Raw genomic sequence first — 25505 nt, forward strand, 5'->3', positions numbered from 1 at the left:
GAATAGGAATAGGAATAGGAAATTTATAAAATAAAAAACAGGCCATTCTCAGCCTGTTTTTTATTATCATGAATAAGTTTATTAATAATATGAAGATTTTCTATAATAATAAGATATTACTTGCTTAATGATTCAGAAACATCAGTAAAGATTACTCCTAATCCATATGCACCAGCATCAGGATAACCTATACTTCTTTCTCCAACTGTTCCAGCTCTACCCATACGAGCAGCAATCTTTTCAGTTTCCTTAGCACCTGTAACAGCTGCCTTTGCACCTTCCTTTAGTGCATCTATTATATCTACAGAAGAATCATTATTTGCAACATCTATAATTCTATCAGCACATGGAGCTAAAGCATCTACTAGAGTCTTATCTCCAACAACAGCACCTCTACCAAATGAACGTTCGCCAGTCTTTTGAATTCCTTCAAGAGCAGCCTTCATCATCTGACCAAATTCTAGAGTAGTTAATTTCTTCTTTGATTCTGTATTTTTTCCTGCTGCACGGAATGCTGATCCCCAGATTGGACCAGAAGCACCACCACAGTATTCCATAATTACCATTGAGCATGCATCTAAAAATTCACCTATATTGCTGCTTGAATGTTCAACTATTTCATCCCATTCACGTCTTAATTGCTTGAAACCTTTTGCAACACTCATACCAAAGTCTCCATCACCTGCATGAGCATCTAACTCACAGAAAGGAACTTCATTTTTGATTATAGATTCACTCATCTTGTCAACGATAAACTTCATATTTTCAAGAGTTATTTCGTTGTTTTTGATGATTGAGTGTGAACTGTCTACAGTCATTTCATGGCTAACTTCTACATTTTGTTGATCGTTAAGTTTCATGTTTGCATATGGGATGCTTTCAACAGGACCATTTACCTTAAATGTTGGAGTATCACTTTCAGAGTCTATTAAATTCTTTAACTGTTCATCCATCTTAAGTAAAGATACAGATGCTCCTGCCATATCTATACTTGTCATATAATTTCCTACAAAAGTACGATATACCTTTATATTCTTTTCGGTAAGTACACTATTAACAGAGTTGTTTAATAGATATAGTTCCTGTAATGGAGTTGCGCCGAAACCATTTACAAGAAGAGTAGCTTCATCTCCTGATTTTAGGTTTAATTCTTCTATTAGAGAAGTAACCATTCTTTCTGCTAGTTCATCAGCAGGGATTACTTTTTCTCTCTTTATTCCTGGTTCACCGTGTATTCCTACACCGTATTCCATTTCATCTTCAGCTATTTCAAATGTTGGAGTACCCTTTGCTGGTACAGTACAAGAAGTAAATGCAAATCCTATACTTCTTACATTTGCTATAGCATTTTCAGCTGCTGACTTAACTTCAGCAAGTTCCATTCCCTTTTCAGCTGCGGCACCTGCTACCTTGTGAACAAGTACAGTACCAGCAACACCACGACGACCAACTGTATATAAACTATCATTTACAGCTATATCATCATCTACCTTTACATAATCTACTTTTATTCCGTCTTCTTCAGCTAGATATGCTGCGTTTTTAAAGTTCATCATATCACCACTGTAGTTCTTTATAATCAAAAGAGTACCTTTATCACTAGCTGTTTCCTTGATTGACTGGTAAATCTGTATCTGAGAAGGAGAAGCAAATATATCTCCGCATACTGCAGCATCCAACATTCCCTTACCTATAAATCCTGCATGTGCTGGTTCGTGACCACTTCCGCCACCGCTTATTAGACTTACTTTATTTTTATTAATTTCTTTTTTCTTTAATATTTTATATTTCTGTAAAAACTCTAATTCTGGATGGGCCATAGCCATTCCATTACACATTTCTATTACTACCGTTTCAGGCTTATTAATTATTTTTTTCATTTATATTACCTCCTTGCGAGATTAAGATCTCTTTACCTAAAATAAAATTTTATTAAAATTTAAATTGGCCTTAGATATAGATATTCTATACTTTAGAATACTCAATCAAAACTCTAAGCTATAGAATAACTTTGTCTAGATATTAAAATAGTTCTTTATAATTAAATAAAAGCATACTTTAAATAAAGTCATTTCATATAGTTTTGACAATAGCCACTATATTTATATCTAAAACTGACCAAGTATATATATTAGCCCAATCCATATTGATTGAGTGTTCAATACAGATCGGGCAATATATTCTATTGTTAAATGTAAACTAAATTGTTTGTAAGATTTTGAGTAAATCTATTTAAAAATCATATTCTCATGTGATTTTTTACTATATATTACTTATTTATTCTTATAAAAGACCAGCCTTATATTTCTTTCCTATTTCATCAGCTGTCTTTATTGAAGCTGCAACAGATTCTACTGTTATTGGGAATGGCATTGCATAGATAGATTCTTCTGGTATACAAGCCTTTTCAGCAACTTCTAAAAGTTCTTCATCAGATACTGTGCTTACTCCGATATCTTCTAGACACATTGGAAGACCAATGGCATCGCAGAAGTCTAATACTTCAATTATTTCTTCCATAGGAGCATTTTCAAGAGCTAACTGGCAAAGAGTACCAAAAGCAACTTTTTCTCCGTGGAAGTAACCATGAGTTCCTTCTAATATTGTAAGACCATCGTGAATAGCATGAGCAGCAGCTAGTCCACCACTTTCAAATCCTAAACCTGATAGGAATATATTAGTTTCTATTATATTTTCAAGAGCTGGAGTAACAACGTTCATATCACTTGCCATCTTAGCCTTTACTCCATCTTCCATTAATGATTCATAACAAGCCTTTGCCAATACAAATGCTGCATTTGTTCCCTTAGCTTCTGGGCACTTTCCTTCTCTGAATCCACAAGGAAGACCTGCATTTACCTTTGTAAATGACTGAACATTTGCTCTTGCTTCAAAGTAAGTAGATAGAGCATCTCCCATACCTGATACTAGGAAACGAGTAGGTGCATTAGCTACAACCTGAGTGTCTATTAGTATAACACTTGGGCTTTGCTTGAAGTAAGCATAATCATCAAAAGCTCCATCTGGAGTGTATAGAACTGCAGAGTGGCTAGTAGGTGCATCAGTAGCAGCTATTGTTGGAACTATGATAAGATTGTCACCTTCAGCAACACACTTAGCAGTATCTATAGCCTTACCACCACCTAGACCGATTGTACAATCACAATTTTTTTCTTTTGCTAATTCTTGTAGACGAGCAACTTCTTGACGAGAACACTGTCCTCCAAAACCACTTTCTACAAATGTTATATTAAAATTCTTTTCAGTTTCATCCAATTGTGCTTTAACACGCTTTACATCATCTGGATGTGCAATAAGTAATGCAGACTTTCCATAAGTCTGAACAAAGTAACCTAAGTTTAATAATTCATCTTCACCCTGAACATATTTAGTTGGGCATATTAACGCTTTTCTCATTTTTTTACCTCCGAAATTTTCGAACTAATTTAATTAACTTTTTGAATAATTTTTATTAACGATTAATGATTTAAGGTCGATGTTTATCTTGTTCGAAACATTTTCCTTGACTACATAATAGCATATGAGAAAACGTTAATCATTAGAGTTAGATGTCATATAATTATACTTTAGCATCGTAATTTATTTCCTAAAAGGCAAAAATTGTGTATTTATTACATAAAAATTGTAAAATGTTATTGATTTTACAAAGTTTTATGTATATAATGTAAACATCGTAAGTAATATAAAAAAACAAGTTATGAAAAACGTTTTTTTCAATAATTATACAATCAAAGCTAGTAAAATCAATGGCTCATAAGAAAACGATTTATTGAAATAATAGCTTTTTAAGAGGGAGTTTTATCCCAATAAGAAAAAAATAATATCAAAAAATAACGATTATTATAGTATTTAAATCAAATAAGATTGATAAAGTCTTATCACTGATGAAATGGAGGTAATTTTATGTTTCAAATTGAAGATATATTTGGAAATGAAGCTTGGGAAAAGTTACAGGATGCACTTGTTGATGTAACTAAATTGGCTATTACCATAGCTAATTATAGCGGAGAATCTGTAACAAAACATAGTGGATGTAGTAGTTTTTGTAATAAAGTAAGAAACAATGAAAAATTAGGCAAGTTCTGTGAAAAGTGTGATGCAAGAGGTGGATTTGAGGCGATGAGAATAAATCAGCCCTTTATATATAAGTGTCATTTTTCAATTGTAGATATAGCAATACCAGTAGTTGTAGATAATAAGTATATAGGAGCTATAATGGCAGGTCAAGTCAGGCTATCAGATAGTGAAGATGATTTGTTGGAGGTAATAATGTCTCCATCTGGCAGAGAAAATCTAGAAGAAGAAAAACAAAAGTTAATTGATGATTATAATAAGTTACCAATATTATCTATTACTCAGATACAAATGGTTGCAAATATGCTTTATTTTATGTGTAACTATATGTGTAATGAAAAACAAAAATCAATAGAAAAAGTCCAAGAGATAATAAATGATATGTTGCCCAATAATATAGTAAACGCTTATAAGGTAAAGTCATCAAATGAAAGCACCTTTGACGTTACAATAGAAAAGAGCAATCAAAACTATTATGATCTAGATGAAATAAATAAGTATACTACAGGTGAATATACATATTACAGTGAAGTAGTGAAGAAGGTATTTCAGTATATATTCTCTGGCAAGGTAAATTATCCAACTCTTAAAGAAGTAGCAGATAATTGTCATGTTAGTGTTGGTTATTTAAGTAGGATTTTTTCAAAGGAAGTTGGAGAAAGTTATTCTGAGTTTATTTCAAAATTAAAGGTAGACAGAGCAAAAAATATGTTGGAAACTAGCGATATAAGTGTATTTGAGTTAGCTGAGATGTTAGCTTATAAAGATACTGGCTATTTTATAAAAGTTTTCAAGAAACATATTGGTGTAACCCCAGCAGTATATAGAAACTTTATTAGGAAAAAAGAATTGAACAAAAAATATTGTCCGGTTCCAGTTGACTAAAAATATAAGAGCTGCAAAAGTAGTATAGAAAAAGATGATCTAGAACATCGTAATAAAAAAGAGTAAGTTGGCAAAAATAAGTTGAAAAATTATAATTAAAGAATAAATTAGTAAAAAGATGATCTGGAAAATCGCAATAGGAAAGAGCAAGCTGATAAAAATTAAGCTAGAAAGTCGTAATAGGAAAGATCAGATTAGCAAAAATTAAGTCGAAAAATTATAATAAGAAAGAATAGATTGGCAAAAAAAATAAGATAAAAAAGCAATAAAAAAAGAGATATAAGAATTCTTATATCTCTTTTTTTATGTAAAAACTTTTAGCATACAATTCACTTAAATTAGTTGCCATATTTATATTTTTCTTATTATAAAGCATTTTTAATTTTATTTATATTTTTTACAATTTCATCAAATTCATAAGGTGTTATAGCTTGTTCCTTATCTGAAAGAGCATCTTCTGGTGAGTTATGCACCTCAATCATTAGACCATCTGCACCACAGGCAACAGAAGCCAAAGACATAGGCTTAACAAGAGAACTAATACCAGTGGCGTGGCTAGGGTCAACTATAACAGGTAGATGTGTCAATTCTTTTAGCAAAGCGACCGCTGATAGATCAAGCGTATTTCTAGTCATAGTTTCAAAGGTTCTAATGCCTCTTTCACATAAGATAACCTTGTTATTTCCATTAGACATAATATATTCAGCACTAAGTAAAAGTTCCTTTATAGTATTAGAAAAACCTCTCTTTAAAAGTATGGCTTTATCTGTTTTTCCAAGCTCTTTTAATAGTTCAAAGTTTTGCATATTTCTAGCACCGACCTGAAGTATATCTACATCATCAAATAAATCCAAGTGATTTATACCAACAATTTCAGATACAATAGGAAGGCCAGTTTCTTTCTTTGCAAGTGATAAGAGATTTATTCCATCGGCTTTTTTGCCCTGAAAATCATATGGAGATGTCCTAGGCTTAAATGCTCCACCTCTTAAAATATTAGCGCCAGACTTTTTAACTGCTTTTGCAATTTCAACAATTTGTTCTTCAGATTCTACAGAGCAGGGTCCAGCTATAATTGTAAGCTCATCTCCGCCTATAGATACATCTCCTAGAGATACTATTGTGTCTTCAGGATGAAATTGTCTGCCTGACTTCTTTATGTTATCTATCATTATTTCCTCCAAATCTTAAATTTTAATTCAAAAAACTATTTTATATATCTATATTATGAGATTATTTTTTAATAAAACTATGGATATACTATTTTAAAAGATAGTTTTTCCATAGATCTAGCAGATCTCAGAGTATATTTCATAATTACATATTGATTTTATTATAATAAGTCCATACTTTGGACAAAGTATAGAGTTATTATATCATATTTTAAAGATTAATAAAAAATATTATTAATAATGTATATTCAGAAAATATAAGAAAAGTATTGAGGGCAAGGACATAGTTTTGTTTACAAAATCAACAGCTATCATATATACTAGAAAGTATATAGTTAAAGAAAGTTTGAGGTGATTTATGTTCGGTTATGTAAGAATCAATAAAATGGATTTAACATTTAGAGAGTATGAACATTATAAGGCATATTATTGTGGACTTTGCAAAAAATTAAAAAGTGATCATACGGAGCTTTCTAGATTGAGCATTAATTATGATATAACTTTTTTAATACTGATACTGACAAGTGTGTATCAAGCTAAATCAGATATATACCATGAAAGATGTATAGTGAATCCAATTAAAAAGAAAAAGCATATGTCAAATGAGTTTACAGAGTATGCTGCAGCTATGAATATACTGCTTACATACTATAAGCTAGAAGATGATGTGATGGATAGAGGAGATTTAAAGGATAAAATGGCTAGGGCTATGTTTTCTAAAAGTTTTAAAACAGCTTATGAAAAATATCCTCAAAAGTCTGAAATTATAAAATCCAAGCTAAAAGATCTTTCAAAACTTGAAGAGGAAAACTCTAGCAGTATAGATAAAACTTCTAATACATTTGGGGAGTTGATGAAGGAAATCTTTACATATAAAGAAGATGAGTACTCTGTAAGACTGGGAGAAGTTGGTTTTAATATAGGTAAATATATCTATATTATGGATGCTTATGAAGATCTGGATAAGGATATTAAATCAGGAGACTATAATCCATTTAAGGAAGCCAGTGATGACAGGGAACTTCTTAAAAAGAGGGTAGATAAATTGATAATGATGTGTCTTTCTAGATTGGAAAATGCAATTGTATCTTTAGATATAAAAGTTAATAATGGGATTATCAATAATATTATTTATTCAGGCGTTTATTTGAGATATAGGGGAGTTATGAATAAAAATACTAAGGAAGAAAATATGAAATAAATAGGGGTGATTAATTGGCTATTAGTCTTAAAGAAACTGAAAATAAAATGGAAAATATGCCTATAAATAAATTAATTATGAATGTATCGGCTCCGATAATGATATCGATGCTTGTGCAGTCTTTATATAATTTGGTAGATAGCATATTTGTATCAAAAATTAGCGAGGGAGCGATAACTGCTGTTGCCTTGGCCTTGCCGCTGCAACAGTTTATGATGGCAGTGGGGTTAGGAACTGCAGTAGGTGTTAACTCCTACTTATCTAGAAGTTTAGGAGCAAAAGATTATAACAAAGCAAATAAAGCAGCAAATAATGGTATTGTATTAGCATTTTTAAGCTTTGTAGTTTTCTTCTTTATTGGTTTGTTTTTTTCAGAAACTATAATAGGATTACAGACTAGTGATGCAGAGATAATTGCTAGGGGACCTATATATCAACAAATTTGTTGTATGGGTTCTTTGGGTATATTTATGCATCTTATGTTTGAAAGGATATTACAGTCTACTGGAAAAACTATGTACACGATGATTGCACAGTGTATAGGTGCTGTTTTAAATATCGTTTTGGATCCAATATTAATATTTGGATGGTTTGGAATGCCAAAGATGGGGCTTTCAGGTGCAGCTATTGCAACAGTTGTATCCCAATGGATAGGCGCTATGAGTGTTATATACTTTTGTTTAAAATTTAATAAAGAAGTAAAAATTTCTCCAAAATTTATGAAGTTAGATGCAAAAATAGTAAAAAATATATACAAAGTAGGTATCCCGTCAATTGTTATGATATCTATAGCATCAGTAACAGTATTTTGCTACAATAGAATACTTTCAAAGTTTTCAACTACTGCAATTGCACTTTTAGGAATATATTATAGATTACAAGGGTTTATTTATATGCCAATATTTGGTTTAAATAATGGTATGGTAGCAATAGTAGCTTACAATTATGGTGCAAAAAAAATAGATAGAATGAAAGAGTGTATATTTACTGGCTTAAAATATGGAACAGTTGTGATGGTAGTAGGAACAATTATTATGCAAGTATTTCCAAGACCTCTTTTAATGATGTTTAGTGCATCAGAAAAGATGATGAGTATGGGAGTAGTATGCTTTAGAATTTTCAGTCTATCATTTATATTAGCAGGAGTAAGTATTATATGCTCTGGTGTATTTCAAGCAGTTGGAAACGGAGTACTTTCAATGCTTATATCTATTACAAGGCAGTTGTTTATATTAGTTCCTTTAGCATATATATTTTCACTTTCAGGAAATGTAGATATGGTCTGGTGGAGTATGCCAATAGCAGAGGCTTTAGCAGTAATATTGAGTGTTTACTATCTTAGAAAATTATTGATAGATATAGATAAAATTGAAGGAAATAAACTTCTTAATTAGATCTTATCTTTAGATGTTAATCAAAATTAATAGATTTTTTATAAAAGAGAAGCAGAGAAAAATAATATAAGTAATATAAAATATATAAATATAAAAAAGTAATAGAAAAATATGAAAGCAATAAAAGACATAAATAAATAAAAGTATAAAAGATATAAAAGCAATAGAAGACATAAAAGTAATAAAATATATAAAAGCAAGAAAAATATATGAGAATAATAAAAAATCATAAAAGTAGAAGTAATCAAAAGATAGTATATAAAAAGATATGAAAATGGCTTAAACTAGTTAAAAATATGAGAAATAATTATAGTTATAAAAAATAGAAGAAATAAAAAAAGAACCGATTATTTTCGGTTCTTTTTTATTTAAAAGATAAAGTTATTGAGTATAAGCACCTAGATTATATAGAAACTTTCCTACTGTATTTTTCATAAAGATATCTCAGTACCTTATTTAAAATCAAAAATCTAGTGGCCTTTTCCAACTATTCTATATCCTTTATTATTGTCTAACTTTACAAGTGTTATAATAGGGGAGTCTTGTCCATTTAAAATAGATATTTCTTTTTTAAACTTTACATCAATATCTGTAGTAAAGCTTTCTATATGATCTTCAGGAGTGATAGCCTCTAGAGAAGAAGCGTCTATTTCAGATTTTTTGATATCACCTATCAATAAATATTCTACATTGTCTTTAAATTCATCAACCTCTTGATTTACTTGCTGGCTAACTTTTCCGCTCACTGCAGACAACTCAGCTAACCATAATTTATTAGCATTATTGTCTCCCGCATCAAGCATAGTGTAGTATTTTTTTATTAAATCTACACTAGAAAGCTTTGCTAATTCTTGTGAGTCTTCATCATTTCTCATTATAGTGGACAACCAATCGGAGTAACTTTTATTAGTTACTTCCATAAGATTTTTACCATCCAATCTTACAACATCTTGTGGATAAGATATTCCATACATAAATTTTCCAATTAATTTATCATTAACTCTTATGGCTACGATTGCAGCAGGATCATTAATCTTATAATATGATTTTTTTTCATTATCATAATTTAGGCTAGAAAAATTAGCCTTACTTACATAGTATTTTTCCAGGACAATTTTTTGGTTTTTATATTTTTCCAAGCCATCTTTGCTGTCATTTTCTGTTTTTAAAAGATCGTTTACATAAGCCCAGAATAAATTGTATCTATCTCCGTAAGTATCTTCTTTAAAATCTTTTGGAAGTTTTAATTCCAAATCTTCTCCTCGGAAGTTTATCTTTAACTTGTTTTGCTTTGCAATCTTATAAATATCACTTGAAAATTCTGTATTAATATCATCTTGATCTATTAGATTTTCAAGATAGACAGTTGCATATCTTGAAAGAGCCTTGATATTATTATCTATAAGAACCACAGATTCACTGCTGTCCAATAAAAATGGAATATCGACTTTATTCCCATCAGAACTTTTGAGAGTAATAACAGGATTAAACTTTTCAGGCGTTATTTTTTTACTGCCATTGTAGATTGGATAGCCTTGATATTTTTTGAGCTTTTCTTTATTGGCTAACATATCTCCTTCTTTTATTTTTTTAAGGTCAGAATTTAGCCTATTAATTTCGTCATTATAATTTTTCTCACTTTTAACCTTTTCTGTATAGTTCAAGTAATATAAGATTTGATTGATAACATAAGGGTCATTACTTTTTATCTCCTTACCCCAAACTATATAGTCAGATATTGCTTTTGAGTTTTTATTATTAGAGCTTCCTTTTGAGCTACCAACAGAAGCATATCCTTGATAGTTTATTTTTATTGACTTAACATCTTTTAATCCAAAAGTTTTTGAAAGATTGATTGTATCTTTAGCTAGTTTTGAATCATCTTTAAAGTTTACAGTTTCAACTTTTGAATTCGAAGTTTTATTGCGATATTCTTCCCCCTTAAGATTGCAGGCAGACAGAACCATACAAATTGATAGAAATAATGAAAAAAAACTTAATTTCTTGAGTAGTTTCATTTTCTCTCACCTCCAAATATAAAATTTTATACCGACAAGCAAATTTATAAAAGGCAGTTGTATAAAATCACCTTACATAAAGAATGATTATTTATAAAAAACAATTATAATAATAGTGTACAAAAGTCATTTAAAAAAACAGTGTACAAAAATCGTTTTAAAAAATATATAAAATAATTATGTAAAGATAGTTATAAAGATAGTTATAAAAATAGTTATAAAAATAGTTATAAAAATAGTTATATAAATATTATCTATACTAATAAAATCTTTTAATAATTGAAAATTATAGATAACTATTCAGTTATTCCTTCTAACATTCTAGACTCGCTATAAGGATACAGCTTTTTAAACTTACCGACAACAAAGTATCTATAGCCTTCCTCATCTTTGTAACAAGTCATCAAAGATACGATTGCTTTTCCATCTCCATAATTGATCAAGCCGTCATTTATTAAGTCAACTCTTGAATCATCCACCTTCATTGTCTTGTAGGTTTCGTATTCATAGATATTTTTTTTGTTTGTAAGTTTAATAACGTCTCCATTTTTTATATTAAAAAGACCTCCAAATAAAACTTTGTCATTTTTACAGTAGTGACCCGCCAAGGAATAATTACCAAGACCCATTTTTTGATCGGGCTTCATAGTACAGGCACCGTACATCAAACTATTATTTTCCAAGCCATCAAAAATTGCAATATTTTTATTGATAGATGGAATAACTAGCTGACCGACAACCATACTCATATCAGCCTTTTCCCTATTTAAGATTACACCGTTTATATCTATTGGCTCAATTTTAGATTGATCATAGGATTTTGCACCCTTATTTGCGTTTTTCTCAAGTTCCTGAGTTGATAGTTCGTCAATTTTAACTGATTCATTATTTTTTTCAAGAAGCATAGAAGAAATAGCAGGTAAAGAGAATATCAAAATACCGGCCAATATAAGTATAATAGATAGCTTTTTTTTCATATGTTTAGGCATAATACTTCTAATTGATAAATATCAGCTCTATCCCCCTCTCTATTTTTAATAAAATAAATATTGTCATACTATTACATATCATTATATCATTACACAAGGCTAGCTGACTATTAAATATTTTAAATATATTATATATAAAATAAAGCCTTTGATGAAAGTTGAAAATCAATGAAGTAATATTTTTATTTAAAGGAAATTTCTTTTATAAAAGCTATAGCAATTGCCTTAAATAGTATGGATATCAATAACTTTTATACAATAAGATATTTTAAAAAACATATTTTTATGGTATTATGTTATTAGGTATAAGTGTACGTTGTTCTTGTATTATCAATATATTAAATAAAGTCTAGAAGAGGGTAATTATATTAATTTTACAGAATATAAACATTAATACAAATTGTTAAGCACTAAAATGTATATGGATTATTTTTGCAAGATTTTATGAAATAAAGCATTTATGATAGATTAATTTAATTGTTTGGAAGGAGATGCAAGATATGAAACACAAGAAGAAAATTTTAAGTTTATTGGCAGCATTGGCAATTGCAATACCGATGACTATTCCAATGAACACTACAAATTCAGCATTTGCAGAAAGCGTTGAGTTTTTAAAGGTAGATGAGGACAACTCTGGAAATGGAGTAAAGGGTGCGGTATATGACTTTTATGAGATAAATAAAGATGGTATGTCAGATAAGAAGATATTTACAGTTACTACTAATGATAAGGGTAAGCTAGATCCTAATAGCTTTAAGAGTATAGACAAGAATTATTCAAAGAATGTTGTTGATTCAGATGGAAATTTGAATCTTCCAGTAGGCTCATATTATATTGTTGAAACTAAGGCTCCAAATAACTATATGATAAACACTTCAACAGAGTCATTTCTTGTTACTGAAGGTGGATTTTCGACTATCAATACTTCTGATAGAAAGTTCCCAACAAGTCATGGACAGTTGATAATAAGATCATCTGATAAAAGAAATGGATCGGCAGTACCTGATGTTGAAATAGAGTTATTTAAAAAGGATTCTGATGGCAAGTATCAGAGTATAGCAACTTTCTCTTCAGATGTTGATGGATACATGATTACTGCTGATAATGTGGAGATGTATAGGGGAACAGTTGTACTTCCAGTTGGAGAATATATGATTAGAGAAAATAAAGCGGTTAAAGGTTATAAAAAGATAGAAAAGGATCAATATATTTCAATATCAAAAAAGGGAGTAGGAACAACTTATAGAGTCAACTTTGCACATGATATAGCAGACACAAATGGTGGCAATACAGGAAATGGAAACAATGGATCTCAAACTACTGGAGAAAATGATAATGAATCTATAAAAGACAGAGAAACAGGTGTAAAAATTAGAGTTATCAATAAAAAGACAGATAAGCCTTTATCTAAGCAAGGAATAGCTGTATATTTATCATCTACTGGTAAGCAGGTTTATAACGGTAAAACTAACAGTGATGGATATCTTAGTCCTAATGATGCTACTGTAGGTAAGGCTATAACTGAAAATAATGTATTATATCTAGCTCCAGGAAAATATTATTATAAGTTAAGTGAGTATTCTTCAGCAAAACATCATGATTTTACTGTTGAAAAGGGAAAAATAGGAGATCAAGTATTAAAGTTGCAAGTAAACTCTGATGGATCTCTTGCAAATTCTTCAAATACAAAAAAGGGAACAAGTAGCCCATCTTCTTCAAAGTTAGCAAAGACTGGATTTGTAAATACAAAAGTATACGCTTTTGCAGGTATAGCTCTTGTATGTGCGGGTATAGCTTTAGCAGCCAAGAAAAAGAAAAATAATTGGAAATAATTGGAAATACGACATCTAATCGGGTGTCGTATTTTATTGAAATAAATATATAAAAACAAAATATAAACACCTAAAAATCCGAAAATAAATATAATATAAAATATCTAAAAGCAAGAAAGTAAATACAAAATAAAACATATCAAAACAAAAAATAAAATGTATAAAAATTAAAAAATAAACACCCTAAAAAACAAGAAATAAAAAATTTTAAGCTATAAAAAATAAAATATTTTAATTTGTTTTTATAAAAATCCAGCTTAAATTCAAAATTATTTGCCTTTTTATATTGTAAGTAGGAAAAACAATTTCTTGTTTATAAAGAATGGAAATATAGAAATTGAAATAAAAAATTATAATAAAAACAAGTTAAAAATTCTGAAAATTTAAAAAATAAAGGGCAAAAAATGATGATTTTCGGTCTTTTTTTGATGAAATAAAAAAAAATAAAATAAATCCTAGTAAATTAGTCGAGATTAATTGATTTTTTTGGGTAATCATAGTAATATAGTCTTGTATAAAACTTAAATTAAAATAAATTTATAATATAAATGAAAGGGATGTGAATTTAGTGAGCGATATTTTATTAGAAATAAAAGACCTTAGCGTAAAGGTAGGGGAAAAAGATATATTAAAAAATGTAAACCTTGTAATAAGAAAAGGGGAGACTCACGTAATAATGGGACCAAACGGTTCTGGTAAGTCTACTCTTGTAAATACGATAATGAGTAATCCAAAGTATAAAGTAACATCAGGACAGATAATATTTGAAGGAGAGGATGTAACAGCTCTTGCTGCTGACGAAAGAGCCAAAAGAGGTATCTTTATGTCATTCCAGTCTCCAATAGAAGTACCAGGTATAAGTGTTGAAAACTTTATAAGAACTTCAAAGTCTTCAGTTGATGGAAAGCCAGTTTCTGTGCTTAGATTTAATATGGATTTATCAAAGAGAATGAATGAGCTTCAGATGAAGCCAGAATATGCTGCTAGATATATGAACTACGGTTTCTCTGGTGGTGAAAAGAAAAAGACTGAAATACTTCAGATGCAGGTTCTTAATCCAAAGCTAGCTATGCTAGACGAAACAGATTCAGGACTAGATGTAGATGCTGTTAGAGTTGTTTCAGAAGGTATCAAAAACTATAAGAGTGATGATAATGCAGTTCTTATAATTACTCATCACAAAGAAATAATAAGCAACGTTGTACCAGAATTCGTGCATGTTATTATAGACGGAAAGATAGTAAAAGAAGGAGATGCATCTTTAATAAACAGAATCGAAGAAGAAGGTTATGGTTGGATTAGAGATGAGGTGAATTCATCTAATGGAAACTAAAGATTTAAAAAAGAGAACACAGATTGAAGAACAAGATCGTGGTGTTTATGATGTAAAGAATGAATTTAAGTATAAGTCTAAGACAGAAAAGGGACTTACAGAAGAAATCGTTACTCAGATAAGTAAAGAAAAGAATGAACCAGATTGGATGTTAGAGATTAGACTTGCTTCTTTAAAGAAGTTCTATGAACTATCAAACCCTACTTGGGGTCCAAATCTTGATGAAGTAAACATAGATGATATAACAACTTATATCAGACCAGATGCTGAATTGGTTGGAGACTGGGAAGAAGTTCCAGAAGATATCAAAAATACATTTGATATGCTAGGTATACCAGAAGCTGAAAGAGAAAAAAATCTATCAGGTGTTGGTGCTCAGTACGATTCAGAAGTTGTATATCACAATATACAGCAAAACCTACTAGATCAGGGAGTAATATACACAGACTTTGAAAGTGCTGTTAGATTATATCCAGATATAGTGAAAAAGTACTTTATGAAGTGTATATCAAATGCAGATCATAAGTATGCAGCTCTTCACTATGCAGTATGGTCAGGTGGATCATTTGTTTATGTTCCAAAGGGAGTAAATGTTGATGTTCCACTACAGTCTTATTTCAGACTTAACGCTCCAGGAGCAGGTCAGTTTGAACATACATTGATAATAGTAGAAGAAGGGGCATATTGCCACTTTATAGAAGGTTGTTCAGCTCCAAAATACAATGTAGTCAATGTCCATGCAGGTGCAGTTGAACTATTTGTAAAAGAAGGTGCGACTCTTAGATATTCTACAATAGAAAACTGGTCAAGAAATATGTACAATCTAAATACTAAGAGATGTATAGTAGAAAAAGATGGTAGTATAGAGTGGGTATCTGGATCATTTGGTTCAAAGGTATCTTGTCTATATCCAATGAGTATACTAAAGGGAGAAAATGCAAAATCAGAATTCACTGGTATTACATTTGCAGGAGCAGGTCAGTATCTAGATACTGGTACAAAGGTTGTTCACGCAGCTCCTAACACATCTTCAACAGTAAACTCTAAGTCTATATCAAAGGGTGACGGTGTAGCTATTTACAGAGGTCTTGTAAAGGTTACAAAGGATGCTGTAGGATCTAAGTCAACAGTAAGCTGTGAGTCACTTATGCTAGATCAAGAGTCTAGATCAGATACTATACCAGTAATTGATATAGCTACACAGGATGTGGATCTAGGACATGAGGCAAAGATTGGTAGAATAGATGATGAAGTAATATTCTATCTAATGAGTAGAGGTATTAGTGAAGCTGAAGCAAAATCAATGGTAGTTAGAGGATTTGCAGAGCCAATAGCTAAGGAATTACCACTAGAGTATGCAGTAGAAATGAATAACTTAATAAATCTAGAGCTTGAAGGTACAATAGGTTAGGAGGATACAGATGATAGCAAATACATTACCACTTATAACTTGGAGATGGCTAAAGGTAAATGAATCCCTAATCGAATTACCTGAAGTGAAGGACCAAGTAAGTGAAATAATAGCAAAAGAAAATGATAAAGTATCTACTTTATTCGATATAAATGATGTGGAAGAGGGATTCTCTTCTAGACATACAGTAATAAATGTAAAGGCAATGAAAAACTCAACAGTTGATTTATACTATGTTGCAAGATGTCATGAGGAAAACTCAGCTCTAACAGATATCAATGTAGATGTAGAAGAGGGAGCTGTTGTAAACTTTATTCAGATAGAAGCTGGAGCTAAGCGTTCAGTAACTAACTATAGAGCAAATCTTAATGGATACAAGTCTCAGACTAATGTAGAATCAGTATACTTTGTAGACAATGATAACAACTTGGATATATTCTACCATGTTAATCATATAGGAAAAGAAACTGACTCAAATATATTAGTTAATGGTGCTTTAAAGGATAAGGCAAGAAAAACATTTAAGGGTACTATAGACTTTAAAAGAGGTTCTTCAAAGTCTACTGGTAGTGAAGAAGAGTTCGCTACACTTTTAGATGAAAACGTAAGAGCAATTGCAGTACCAGTTCTTCTTTGTCAGGAAGATGACGTAGAAGGTATACATGCAGCAAGTGCTGGTAAGATAGATCAAGATATGCTATTTTACATAATGAGTAGAGGTTTAGATGAAAATGAAGCTAAGAAAATGATAGTGGAAACTAGATTATCTCCAACAATACACAAACTTCCAGACAGTCAATTAAGTAAGGAAGTATGGGAAGATATAGAAAAGAGAATATAAATTAATAATTTTACAAATTTCTAAGGCCTATGTCTTAGAAATTTGTATTAATTAAATATATTATATATTGAAAAAATTATAAAATGCTCGGAAGATTATATGTGAGGTGTAAAAAATGAACAAGGACACAATAATGGAAATAAGAAAAGAATTTCCTTATCTTGATGAAGAAAAGATAGGAAGAAAGATAGTTTATTTAGACAATGGGGCTACTTCTCAGAAACCTCAGTGTGTGATAGATGCATTGTCTAACTACTATAGCTACCAATGTGCCAACCCACATAGAGGTGCACATTATTTAGGTATGCTATCTACTGATCTATATGAAGGTGCAAGAGAAAAAGTAAGAAAGTTCATAAATGCAAAGTCAGTTAATGAAGTAATATTTGTTAGAAATACTACGGAAGCTTTAAATCTTATAGCTTATTCATATGCAATAGATAAGCTGAAAGAAGGGGACGAAATAGTAATATCAATATATGAACACCACAGTAATCTTGTTACATGGCAGTATGTTGCAGAAAAGACAGGTGCTGTGTTGAGATATGTATATCTTGATGATAATAATGAAATGGATATGAAGCAGTACAAAGACATTTTAAATGAAAAGACTAAATTGGTTGCACTTGCAGGGGCATCAAATACTGTAGGTGGAGTAATAGATGTTAAGGAAGTGACAAGATTAGCTCATGAAGTAGGTGCAGTAGTATCTATTGACGCAGCTCAACTTGCTCCTCATTTAATAATGGACGCTCAAGACTGGGATGTTGACTTTTTATCTTTCTCAGGTCATAAGATGTATGCTCCTATGGGAATAGGCGTGCTATATGGGAAGAAGGAAATACTTGATTCTATGACTCCATTTATGTATGGTGGAGATATGATAGAATATGTATATGAGCAGGAAACTACATTTGCAGCAGCACCAGCTAAGTTTGAGGCAGGTACTCAAAATGTTGGTGGAGCAATAGCTTTAGGTGCAGCGATAGATTTTATGGAAAGAGTGGGCATAGAAAATATTCATCAGCACGAATTAGAGTTGACAGAGTATGCTCATAAGAAGATGAGTGAATTAGATTTTATAGAAATTTATTCTACTCCAAACTATCTTAGATCTCCATTGATAGATTTTAATGTCAAGGATATACATTCACATGATGTATCAACTGTACTTGATAGCTTTGATATAGCTATAAGAACTGGTCATCATTGTGCAATGCCTCTACATAGTTTTATACATCAAAATTCTACATGTAGAGCAAGTTTTGCGATATACAATACATTTGAAGAAATTGACTTCTTCGTTGAAAAGTTAAAAGAAGTAAGAAAGGTGATGGGATATGGATCTTAAAAGTTTATATACAGATATGTTGCTTCAAGAAAGCAATAATAAATCTAACAGAAGAGAATTAGATGATCCGACTTTTAAAGAATTAGGACACAATCCAAGCTGTGGGGATGAAATCACACTTGAGGTTGAAATGGATGGAAATACAATTAAAGATGCAAGTTATGTAGGAGAAGGTTGTGCTATATCAAGAGCATCTGCTTCTATGATGATTGATCTTATTAAGGGTAAGGATATACATGAAGCAAAGAAGTTGACTGAAAAGTTTATAGGTATGATTAAGAAAGAAGTAGATGTTGATGATAGCCTAATAGACGAATTAGGGGATGCTGTTGTATTAGAAAATGTTTCAAATATGCCTGCTAGAGTAAAATGTGCAGTACTAGCTTGGCACACACTATCTAATATAATAGATAGCAACTTTGAAGAAAAATAATAACATATTGCTAAAAGTTATTAATAAAATAATAAACTGAAAATTTACTATTTTTTATTTGATAAAGAAAAAATATGCTAAAATATAAATATATTTAAAAAAAATAGTTAAAAAGGCGGACATCAAAGATTTATATAGATGCCCGCTTTTAGCTATTATGGATTTTTTATTTAAATTGGGGTATAATATACTAGAGATATTTTATGGTTAAGGGGTTTATTATTTCTAAGAGGTGGTATTATGGTTTATAATAAGGATAAAAGATTACTTGAATTTGATGAAGAAATAGCTTCTGTTGACGAAGAAATAGAAGCGAGTAGCAATGGAGAAATAGATTCTAATGAAGTTGATAATAGTGATTATGATGAAAAACTAGACTTAGTTGAGGAAGAAGATGACGAAGATGCTGGATTTGAACTCGATGATTCAGGAATGATTCCAATGCTAGAGGAATTAAAGGCTTTGGGAAACGACAATTCTGCTGATAAGGACAAATTTATTGATAATGAAGAGAAATTTTTAGAAGAAAAACCTGTTTTAAATCTAGATTTTGAAGATGAAAGTGAAGAAGTTACAAGAAAACTTGAAATAATGTCAGATGATAACAGTGATGATTTGCTAGAAGATGATGATGTTTTAATGGATAGTTTTGACAAAGATGAAATAATAGAAAAAAACACCCCTGATGAAAAGATAGTTGATGACTATGAAAGTATGTATGATTTTAATTATTTAGATCAATTAGATGATGATTTAGATATAGACAAACAGACTATATTTGCTGAAGATGATTTTTTGCCAGATACTTCAGATGTTAAGGTTAAGTTTTATGATGATGCAAATATAAGTGATAGCACAAATATATTAGAAGCACTTGATAAAATTGCTGATAAATCAGAGATATTAGATGAATTAGAGCGTTTATCAGACAATACCGAAGCGTTAGAGCTATTAGAAGAGGGAATGGATGATTTTCAGGATTATTTAAAGACAATGAAAAGAATAGCAAATTCATTGGAGAGAATAGCCGATTCATTAGAGAAAAAAGATATATAAACATATAAAAAAAGTAGGATTAATTTCCTACTTTTTTATTATTTTATATCTTATTTTTTCATGATAGTATTTAATAAACAAAGTAAAAAAATAGTCATAAAGCAAAAAAATAAATAAAAGAGCCAATACAAGTAGTAGCATAACAAAGTTATCAGCATTTATGGCCTTATAATCAAGAAATAAACTATAAAAATAGTATATTAGTGAAAAGGATATAGATGCATATATTAGCTTTACAATATATTGAAGATATCTTTTTTCTATATTTTTTTCTATAAGAGCCTTTGAAAGTGCATATATCGAAAATAAAAAACAATATGTAAAAAAGTGTCCTTTATTTGAAATTATAAAAAAGGCTAAAATTATAGAAGCTAGGCTGTATATAAAACTATATTTTATACCAAGTTCAATTACAATAATAGAAGGGAATAAAGATGCTAGAGCCATAAGAAATATGGTATTGCTAGGTATTATATTTATTAAAATAAATACAAGACAATTAAAGGCAAGTAGGACTCCAGAAAATGAAATCGCTCTTGCCTTGTTGTTTAGCAGCATGGTATAAGATCTCCACCCATACATTCACAGCATGAATCACAACACCATAGAGTACAACAAGTGTTGCAACAATCGCCACCACAACAGCAGCAACCACTATTATCTAGGTTGTTTCTACTTCTATTATAATAATCTGCCCTATCATTATATCCATTTCTATATTCTACATAATGATTAAAAGCTCTTTCATATTCCTTATTTTCAGGATCCATAAACTTTGCTCTTTTTATAAAGTCTTCACCCTCTTCATAGTAACCGAGGTTCATAGCTGATACACCTCTTAAAAAATACCATTCAGCAGCTCTATAATCAAAACTGCTAAGTTTGTCATAGCATCCTTTAAAGTTGCCCTTACTAAATAAATCTCTTGCACAAGAATAGTCTGCATAGCTCATATTATCACTCCTTTAAATATAAATATATGTATTTCACAGCATATAGTTTAGTGGTCTTTATAAAATTTAAAGATAATAAACTTTATTTACAACAATCTTCTATATGCATTACTTTTGGGGATAGTTGATATATAACATCTTTTCTTTCAACCATTACCTTTGCATTTTCTCTCAAGAAAAGGTCGCTACTCATATATGTCAAGAGTTCTCTGGTAGGGTTGATAGCTATAGGATTTCCAACTCTTTTTAACATTGAAATATCACCATTAGTATCTCCATATGCGAAAGATTTAGACATATCTATATCATATTTTTTTATAAAAATATCCATAGCTTTATCTTTACTCTTAGAATCCCACATTGGAATAACTTTCCCTGTCATCTTTCCATCTTCAACTATATAATTACTTCCCATATTATCATCAACATCATATTTTTCAGCCATTCTCTGAACTAGATAGTCAGGAGATCCAGATATAAATATAACTTTATGGCCTTGTTCCTTATGCCACTTTATTCTAGAACGAGTATATTTATATACTCTGTCAGCCTTTAGCTTTATTACTTGTCTACTAGCAAAATCTATATCCGATTTTTTTAGACCTACGATAGCACTTACATATTGATCTGATATTTCATACATATAATCATCGTAGTTACCCTGTCTTTTATCCCAGTTATTGTATGTAGTCTGAAGGTGGTCTGACCACTCTCCTTCATCAATTAATTCATACTTAATTAGTTTTCTAAAATGTTCTATAAGTAATGAGTCTCTATAAAGAGTTCCATCAATATCAAAAAATGCTGCTGTGTTATTCATATTTCACCGCCTTTTATAATATTATGTTCATTATATCAGAAAAAACAGTCATATTCATTAACTTTAAGTAAAAAAACCAGATAGTTAAGCTAAATTAATATAGATTTACATATTTACGTGACAAGATATGAAACTGTGGTATAATAATATGTTGAGAAAATAAATTCTAATTAACAGTTAGTTTGAACTAAGGAGGGTGTATGAATTTTAAAAAATCTTTTTGTACTAATACTAGATTAATGGGTACTATGATGCTTTTAATAGAGTGGGTAATAGACAATAAGATAATTTCACATATTTTCATGTTAGATGCTGAAGGTCTTGGTATTTCAGACTTTTATATAATGGAAGATGCATCTGAACATGATAGAGAAAGTTTTTATAGACAAAAGTATGGTGGTTTAGGTGGTATAAATATTACTATGAGCGAAGAGGAAGCTTGTTTTTTGGTATATGAATATATGAATAAAAATATTAGATATGAAAAACCGCTACCAGAAAGTTTTAGCAAGGACATAAAAAGTAAATATAGTGAGTTATATAATAAATTGAATATTTTACAAGAACACTCAGATAACGGAAATCTTAAATCAGGCTTAGATCTAGAAAGTGGTATGGATAAAAAACATTCTATTGAAGACAAGAGTTCTTCTGAAAGAATTTTATATAGAGATATGAAAAAGGCTGTTTTTAATAAGATATGTAAGAAGCTAGAAACAGATAATGAGTTTGTAAATTATATGATAATGAGGCTTGTAGCTAGAGATAAAGAATCTTTGCTGTATTATTCAGGAAATGAAGATGTTGCCAATTTACATATTAGCGATATAAACGGTGCACTTTTATATAATGAAATAGAAAAAAAGAAAGACGATAAGTTTGTCTGCAACTGTGTATATGAAGACAGTGATGGATACTATGAAGCAAAAATAGTTGTTATGATAGACAAGGAAGTTGACAAAGATGAAGAAGATATAATACATGAAAATGAAAAAATTAAGTATTCTTTGAGATCTTTCATGATAATGGACAAAAATGCTATATATGATTTTGAAGTATTTGATATTATATCAAAGGAAGAGATGATTGATATTTATAATATAGCTGATAAGTCTAAGGAAAATATGGATTTAATTGAAAACAAAATTTACAATGCGTATCCAGCTATACAAGGTATCCAATTTGAAAGTGGGGGCTTATATATACAGTATTACTTTGATAATACTCATTTGGACAGTGATGTATATGTTATAAATAATGACATAATGTTTATAATTTATTTAAATGAAGATAGGCTATTTCTTGCAACTTATAACGAAAGATCAAGAGAACTAATAGAAGAGTCATTATCAAATGAGTTAGGAAATTTAGTAAATAAGGAAAATGTATATAAATTTGAGCAAAATGTCTTATTTGACTTTGTTGAATCTGGAAATGATGATTTTTATGACTTTATAGACTAGTTTGGAATTTTATAATTGATTTATTTAATAGTATTTACTTGTATTTAAGGCTAATATAATAGATTAATTTAACATATAAAGAAAAAAGATTTATTTCTAATACTTTAAAAATAAATCTTATAGAAAGCATACAGTTTAAACTGTATGCTTCTTTTTATTTTATAAAAAAGAGCAAAGTCTATTTGTAAATATTAGAAAAATATCAACAATTTTTTTATTAAAAAGTTTTTTGATATATTTCTTCAAAAAATAAGATTAAAGGCAAGAAAGTGTTCTAAAATAATAGAAAATTGAGAAAATTAATAGATTGATAAATTGTGTAAAAAAATTACAAAATAAACAATGTGTTGACATAAAAGCTGTAAGTGATATAATTATAGTTATAGATGCGTGTTGATTAATAGCGTATCATTTGAAAACGTTTTAAAATAAATTTATGTTTTTTATTAAATACTTAGGAGGTAGTATTATGAAGAAATTAATGACAGGCGATGAAGCCATCGCTAGAGGTGTATTTGAGGCCGGTGCAAGATTTGCAGCAGCATACCCAGGTACTCCGAGTACTGAGATTTTAGAGAATCTATCAAATTATGACAGAAAATATCTATATGCAGAGTGGGCTCCTAATGAAAAGGTTGCTTTAGAATCTGCTATTGGTGCCAGTGTTGCAGGTGCAAGATCTTTTGCATCCATGAAGCACGTTGGATTAAACGTTGCAGCTGACCCATTCTTTACAGCATCTTACTCTGGTGTAAGTGGTGGTCTTGTTATTGTGTCTGCAGATGAGCCAGGACAGTTTTCTTCACAAAATGAGCAGGATAATAGACATCTTGCAAGAGCAGCTTTTGTACCTATGTTTGAACCTTCTGATAGCCAGGACTGTAAGATTATGGTTAAAGAAGCATATGAACTAAGTGAAAAGCATGATACTCCAATAATGATAAGAATGACTACTCGTGTATGTCACTCAAAGGGACTAGTTGAACTTGAAGATAGAGAAGAAGTAGCTATCAAGAAGTGGAAAAAAGAACCTACAAAGTATGTAATGGTTCCAGCAAATGCTAAGGTAAGAAAGCAGCATGTATTTAAGAGAATGGATGATCTTTATGAATACTCAAATAACTGTGAGTTCAACTTTACTGAGTACAATGATACAAAGATAGGTGTTGTTGCATCAGGTGATTGTTACTTATATGCAAAGGAAGTATTCGGTGATGACGCATCATATCTAAAGGTTGGTTTCTCTAACCCACTACCAGACAAATTGTTTAAGGAATTTGCTGAAAAGGTAGATAAAATATATGTAATAGAAGAAAATGATCCAATAATGGAAGAACATATAAAGGCTCTAGGAATTGCATGTCATGGTAAGGATATATTCCCAAGATATGGTGAGATGATTCCTGAAGTTATTAGAAAGTCAGTTTACGGTAAGGACGTTGAAATATTTGAAGAAGCTAAGGAAGTAATGATCAACCGTGCTCCTACTTTCTGTGCAGGATGTCCACATAGAGGATTTTTCTATACTCTAGGAAAGAGAAAGAATGTTATGATTTCAGGAGATATAGGATGTTATACTCTAGGATTTGGTGCTCCTTATAATGCTATGGATATGACACTATGTATGGGTGCAAGTGTAAGTATGGGTCATGGTGCAGCACAGGTATTTGGTATGGATGATGATCAGGATGTAAGAGTTGTATCTGTAATAGGTGACTCAACATTCTTCCACTCAGGAATTACATCTTTAATTGATGCTGTGTATAACAACAGTAGTGCAGTTACTTGTATACTAGACAATAGAATTACAGGTATGACAGGTCAGCAGCAAAACCCTGGTACAGGATTTACAGCTCAGGGAGAAACTGCTAGTGAAATAGATATAGAAACACTTGTTAGAGCAATAGGTGTTAAGAATATAAAGAGGGTAAACCCAAATAATTTAGATGAAGTAAATGCTGCATTTGATTGGGCTTTAGCTCTTGATGAACCATCTGTAATACTTACTTGGTGGCCATGTGCTCTAAAGGTACAGTCTGAAGAAGATAAGCAGAACTTCCCAGGATCATTCCAAGATAGATATGAAGTAGATGAAGAAAAATGTATAGGATGTAAGAAGTGTACAAAGACTGGATGTCCAGCAATATCATTTAAGACTAAAAAGAAGAAATCTTCAATAGATATTAATAAGTGTGTAGGTTGTAGTGTGTGTGCACAGGTATGTCCTGTAGGTGCAATAGGAAAGGTGGTAAAATAAT

Annotated in this window: 19 protein-coding genes; 12 read left to right on the forward strand and 7 right to left on the reverse strand. The window is 30.4% G+C overall.

Features of this window, described 5'->3' with window-relative positions; all coding sequences use genetic code 11:
* Positions 1-116: 116 nt before the first annotated feature.
* Together dhaK and UF10_RS00965 are read right to left on the reverse strand one after the other, a co-directional pair.
* The gene (dhaK, locus tag UF10_RS00960) at positions 117-1880 is read right to left on the reverse strand and encodes a dihydroxyacetone kinase subunit DhaK (RefSeq protein WP_106775985.1); all 1764 of its coding nucleotides are present in this window, start codon (positions 1878-1880) and stop codon (positions 117-119) included.
* Positions 1881-2283: 403 nt separating this feature from the next.
* A complete protein-coding gene (locus tag UF10_RS00965) occupies positions 2284-3417 on the reverse strand; it encodes a glycerol dehydrogenase (protein WP_106775986.1) in 1134 nt (377 codons plus the stop codon).
* 507 nt (positions 3418-3924) lie between these two features.
* On the opposite strand from UF10_RS00965, the gene UF10_RS00970 reads away from it, so the two are divergent.
* Positions 3925-4980 carry a PocR ligand-binding domain-containing protein gene (locus tag UF10_RS00970; protein WP_106775987.1) on the forward strand — a complete coding sequence of 352 codons (1056 nt, stop codon included), beginning with the start codon at positions 3925-3927 and terminating at the stop codon, positions 4978-4980.
* 365 nt (positions 4981-5345) lie between these two features.
* Here UF10_RS00970 and aroF read toward each other — a convergent pair whose 3' ends face one another.
* The gene (gene aroF / locus UF10_RS00975; protein WP_106775988.1) at positions 5346-6152 is read right to left on the reverse strand and encodes a 3-deoxy-7-phosphoheptulonate synthase; all 807 of its coding nucleotides are present in this window, start codon (positions 6150-6152) and stop codon (positions 5346-5348) included.
* A 358-nt stretch (positions 6153-6510) separates the two neighbouring features.
* Here aroF and UF10_RS00980 point away from each other — a divergent pair, with 358 nt between their 5' ends.
* A complete protein-coding gene (locus UF10_RS00980) occupies positions 6511-7353 on the forward strand; it encodes a DUF5685 family protein (RefSeq protein WP_106775989.1) in 843 nt (280 codons plus the stop codon).
* Between the two features lie 14 nt (positions 7354-7367).
* On the forward strand, positions 7368-8747 hold the full coding sequence (locus tag UF10_RS00985) for an MATE family efflux transporter (protein ID WP_330403876.1): 1380 nt from the start codon (positions 7368-7370) through the stop codon (positions 8745-8747).
* Positions 8748-9217: 470 nt separating this feature from the next.
* Here UF10_RS00985 and UF10_RS00990 read toward each other — a convergent pair whose 3' ends face one another.
* Positions 9218-10765 (reverse strand): hypothetical protein, encoded by a 1548-nt coding sequence (locus tag UF10_RS00990; protein WP_106775990.1) that lies wholly within the window; start codon positions 10763-10765, stop codon positions 9218-9220.
* A gap of 296 nt (positions 10766-11061) precedes the next feature.
* Positions 11062-11754 carry a class A sortase gene (locus UF10_RS00995; protein WP_106775991.1) on the reverse strand — a complete coding sequence of 231 codons (693 nt, stop codon included), beginning with the start codon at positions 11752-11754 and terminating at the stop codon, positions 11062-11064.
* Positions 11755-12254: 500 nt separating this feature from the next.
* Here UF10_RS00995 and UF10_RS01000 point away from each other — a divergent pair, with 500 nt between their 5' ends.
* The 7 genes from UF10_RS01000 to UF10_RS01030 all read left to right on the forward strand — a co-directional run bounded on the left by UF10_RS01000 (position 12255) and on the right by UF10_RS01030 (position 20011).
* Positions 12255-13586 (forward strand): MSCRAMM family protein, encoded by a 1332-nt coding sequence (locus UF10_RS01000; protein ID WP_106775992.1) that lies wholly within the window; start codon positions 12255-12257, stop codon positions 13584-13586.
* A 568-nt stretch (positions 13587-14154) separates the two neighbouring features.
* On the forward strand, positions 14155-14919 hold the full coding sequence (gene sufC, locus UF10_RS01005; RefSeq protein WP_106775993.1) for a Fe-S cluster assembly ATPase SufC: 765 nt from the start codon (positions 14155-14157) through the stop codon (positions 14917-14919).
* Positions 14909-16330, forward strand: coding sequence for a Fe-S cluster assembly protein SufB (sufB, locus tag UF10_RS01010; RefSeq protein ID WP_106775994.1), 1422 nt, complete (start codon positions 14909-14911; stop codon positions 16328-16330). The genes sufC and sufB overlap by 11 nt, the downstream gene beginning before the upstream one ends.
* A gap of 10 nt (positions 16331-16340) precedes the next feature.
* On the forward strand, positions 16341-17171 hold the full coding sequence (locus UF10_RS01015) for a SufB/SufD family protein (RefSeq protein WP_106775995.1): 831 nt from the start codon (positions 16341-16343) through the stop codon (positions 17169-17171).
* Between the two features lie 115 nt (positions 17172-17286).
* Positions 17287-18522, forward strand: a complete 1236-nt coding sequence (locus UF10_RS01020; RefSeq protein ID WP_106775996.1) for an aminotransferase class V-fold PLP-dependent enzyme — start codon at positions 17287-17289, stop codon at positions 18520-18522.
* Positions 18512-18955, forward strand: a complete 444-nt coding sequence (gene sufU / locus UF10_RS01025; protein ID WP_106775997.1) for a Fe-S cluster assembly sulfur transfer protein SufU — start codon at positions 18512-18514, stop codon at positions 18953-18955. Before UF10_RS01020 ends, sufU begins: the two co-directional genes overlap by 11 nt.
* A gap of 240 nt (positions 18956-19195) precedes the next feature.
* Positions 19196-20011 (forward strand): hypothetical protein, encoded by an 816-nt coding sequence (locus UF10_RS01030; RefSeq protein WP_106775998.1) that lies wholly within the window; start codon positions 19196-19198, stop codon positions 20009-20011.
* 548 nt (positions 20012-20559) lie between these two features.
* Here UF10_RS01030 and UF10_RS01040 read toward each other — a convergent pair.
* Positions 20560-20964, reverse strand: coding sequence for a hypothetical protein (locus UF10_RS01040; protein ID WP_106776000.1), 405 nt, complete (start codon positions 20962-20964; stop codon positions 20560-20562).
* Between the two features lie 82 nt (positions 20965-21046).
* The gene (locus tag UF10_RS01045; RefSeq protein ID WP_106776001.1) at positions 21047-21784 is read right to left on the reverse strand and encodes an HAD family hydrolase; all 738 of its coding nucleotides are present in this window, start codon (positions 21782-21784) and stop codon (positions 21047-21049) included.
* Positions 21785-21984: 200 nt separating this feature from the next.
* Between UF10_RS01045 and UF10_RS01050 the strand changes: the two genes are divergently transcribed.
* Positions 21985-23247 carry a hypothetical protein gene (locus UF10_RS01050; RefSeq protein ID WP_106776002.1) on the forward strand — a complete coding sequence of 421 codons (1263 nt, stop codon included), beginning with the start codon at positions 21985-21987 and terminating at the stop codon, positions 23245-23247.
* A 469-nt stretch (positions 23248-23716) separates the two neighbouring features.
* Entirely contained in the window at positions 23717-25504 is a 1788-nt protein-coding gene (iorA, locus tag UF10_RS01055; protein ID WP_106776003.1) for an indolepyruvate ferredoxin oxidoreductase subunit alpha, read from the forward strand.
* Position 25505 lies beyond the last annotated feature (1 nt).

The organism is Peptostreptococcus russellii, from assembly GCF_003012055.1.
Classification (GTDB): Bacteria; Bacillota; Clostridia; order Peptostreptococcales; family Peptostreptococcaceae; genus Peptostreptococcus; species Peptostreptococcus russellii.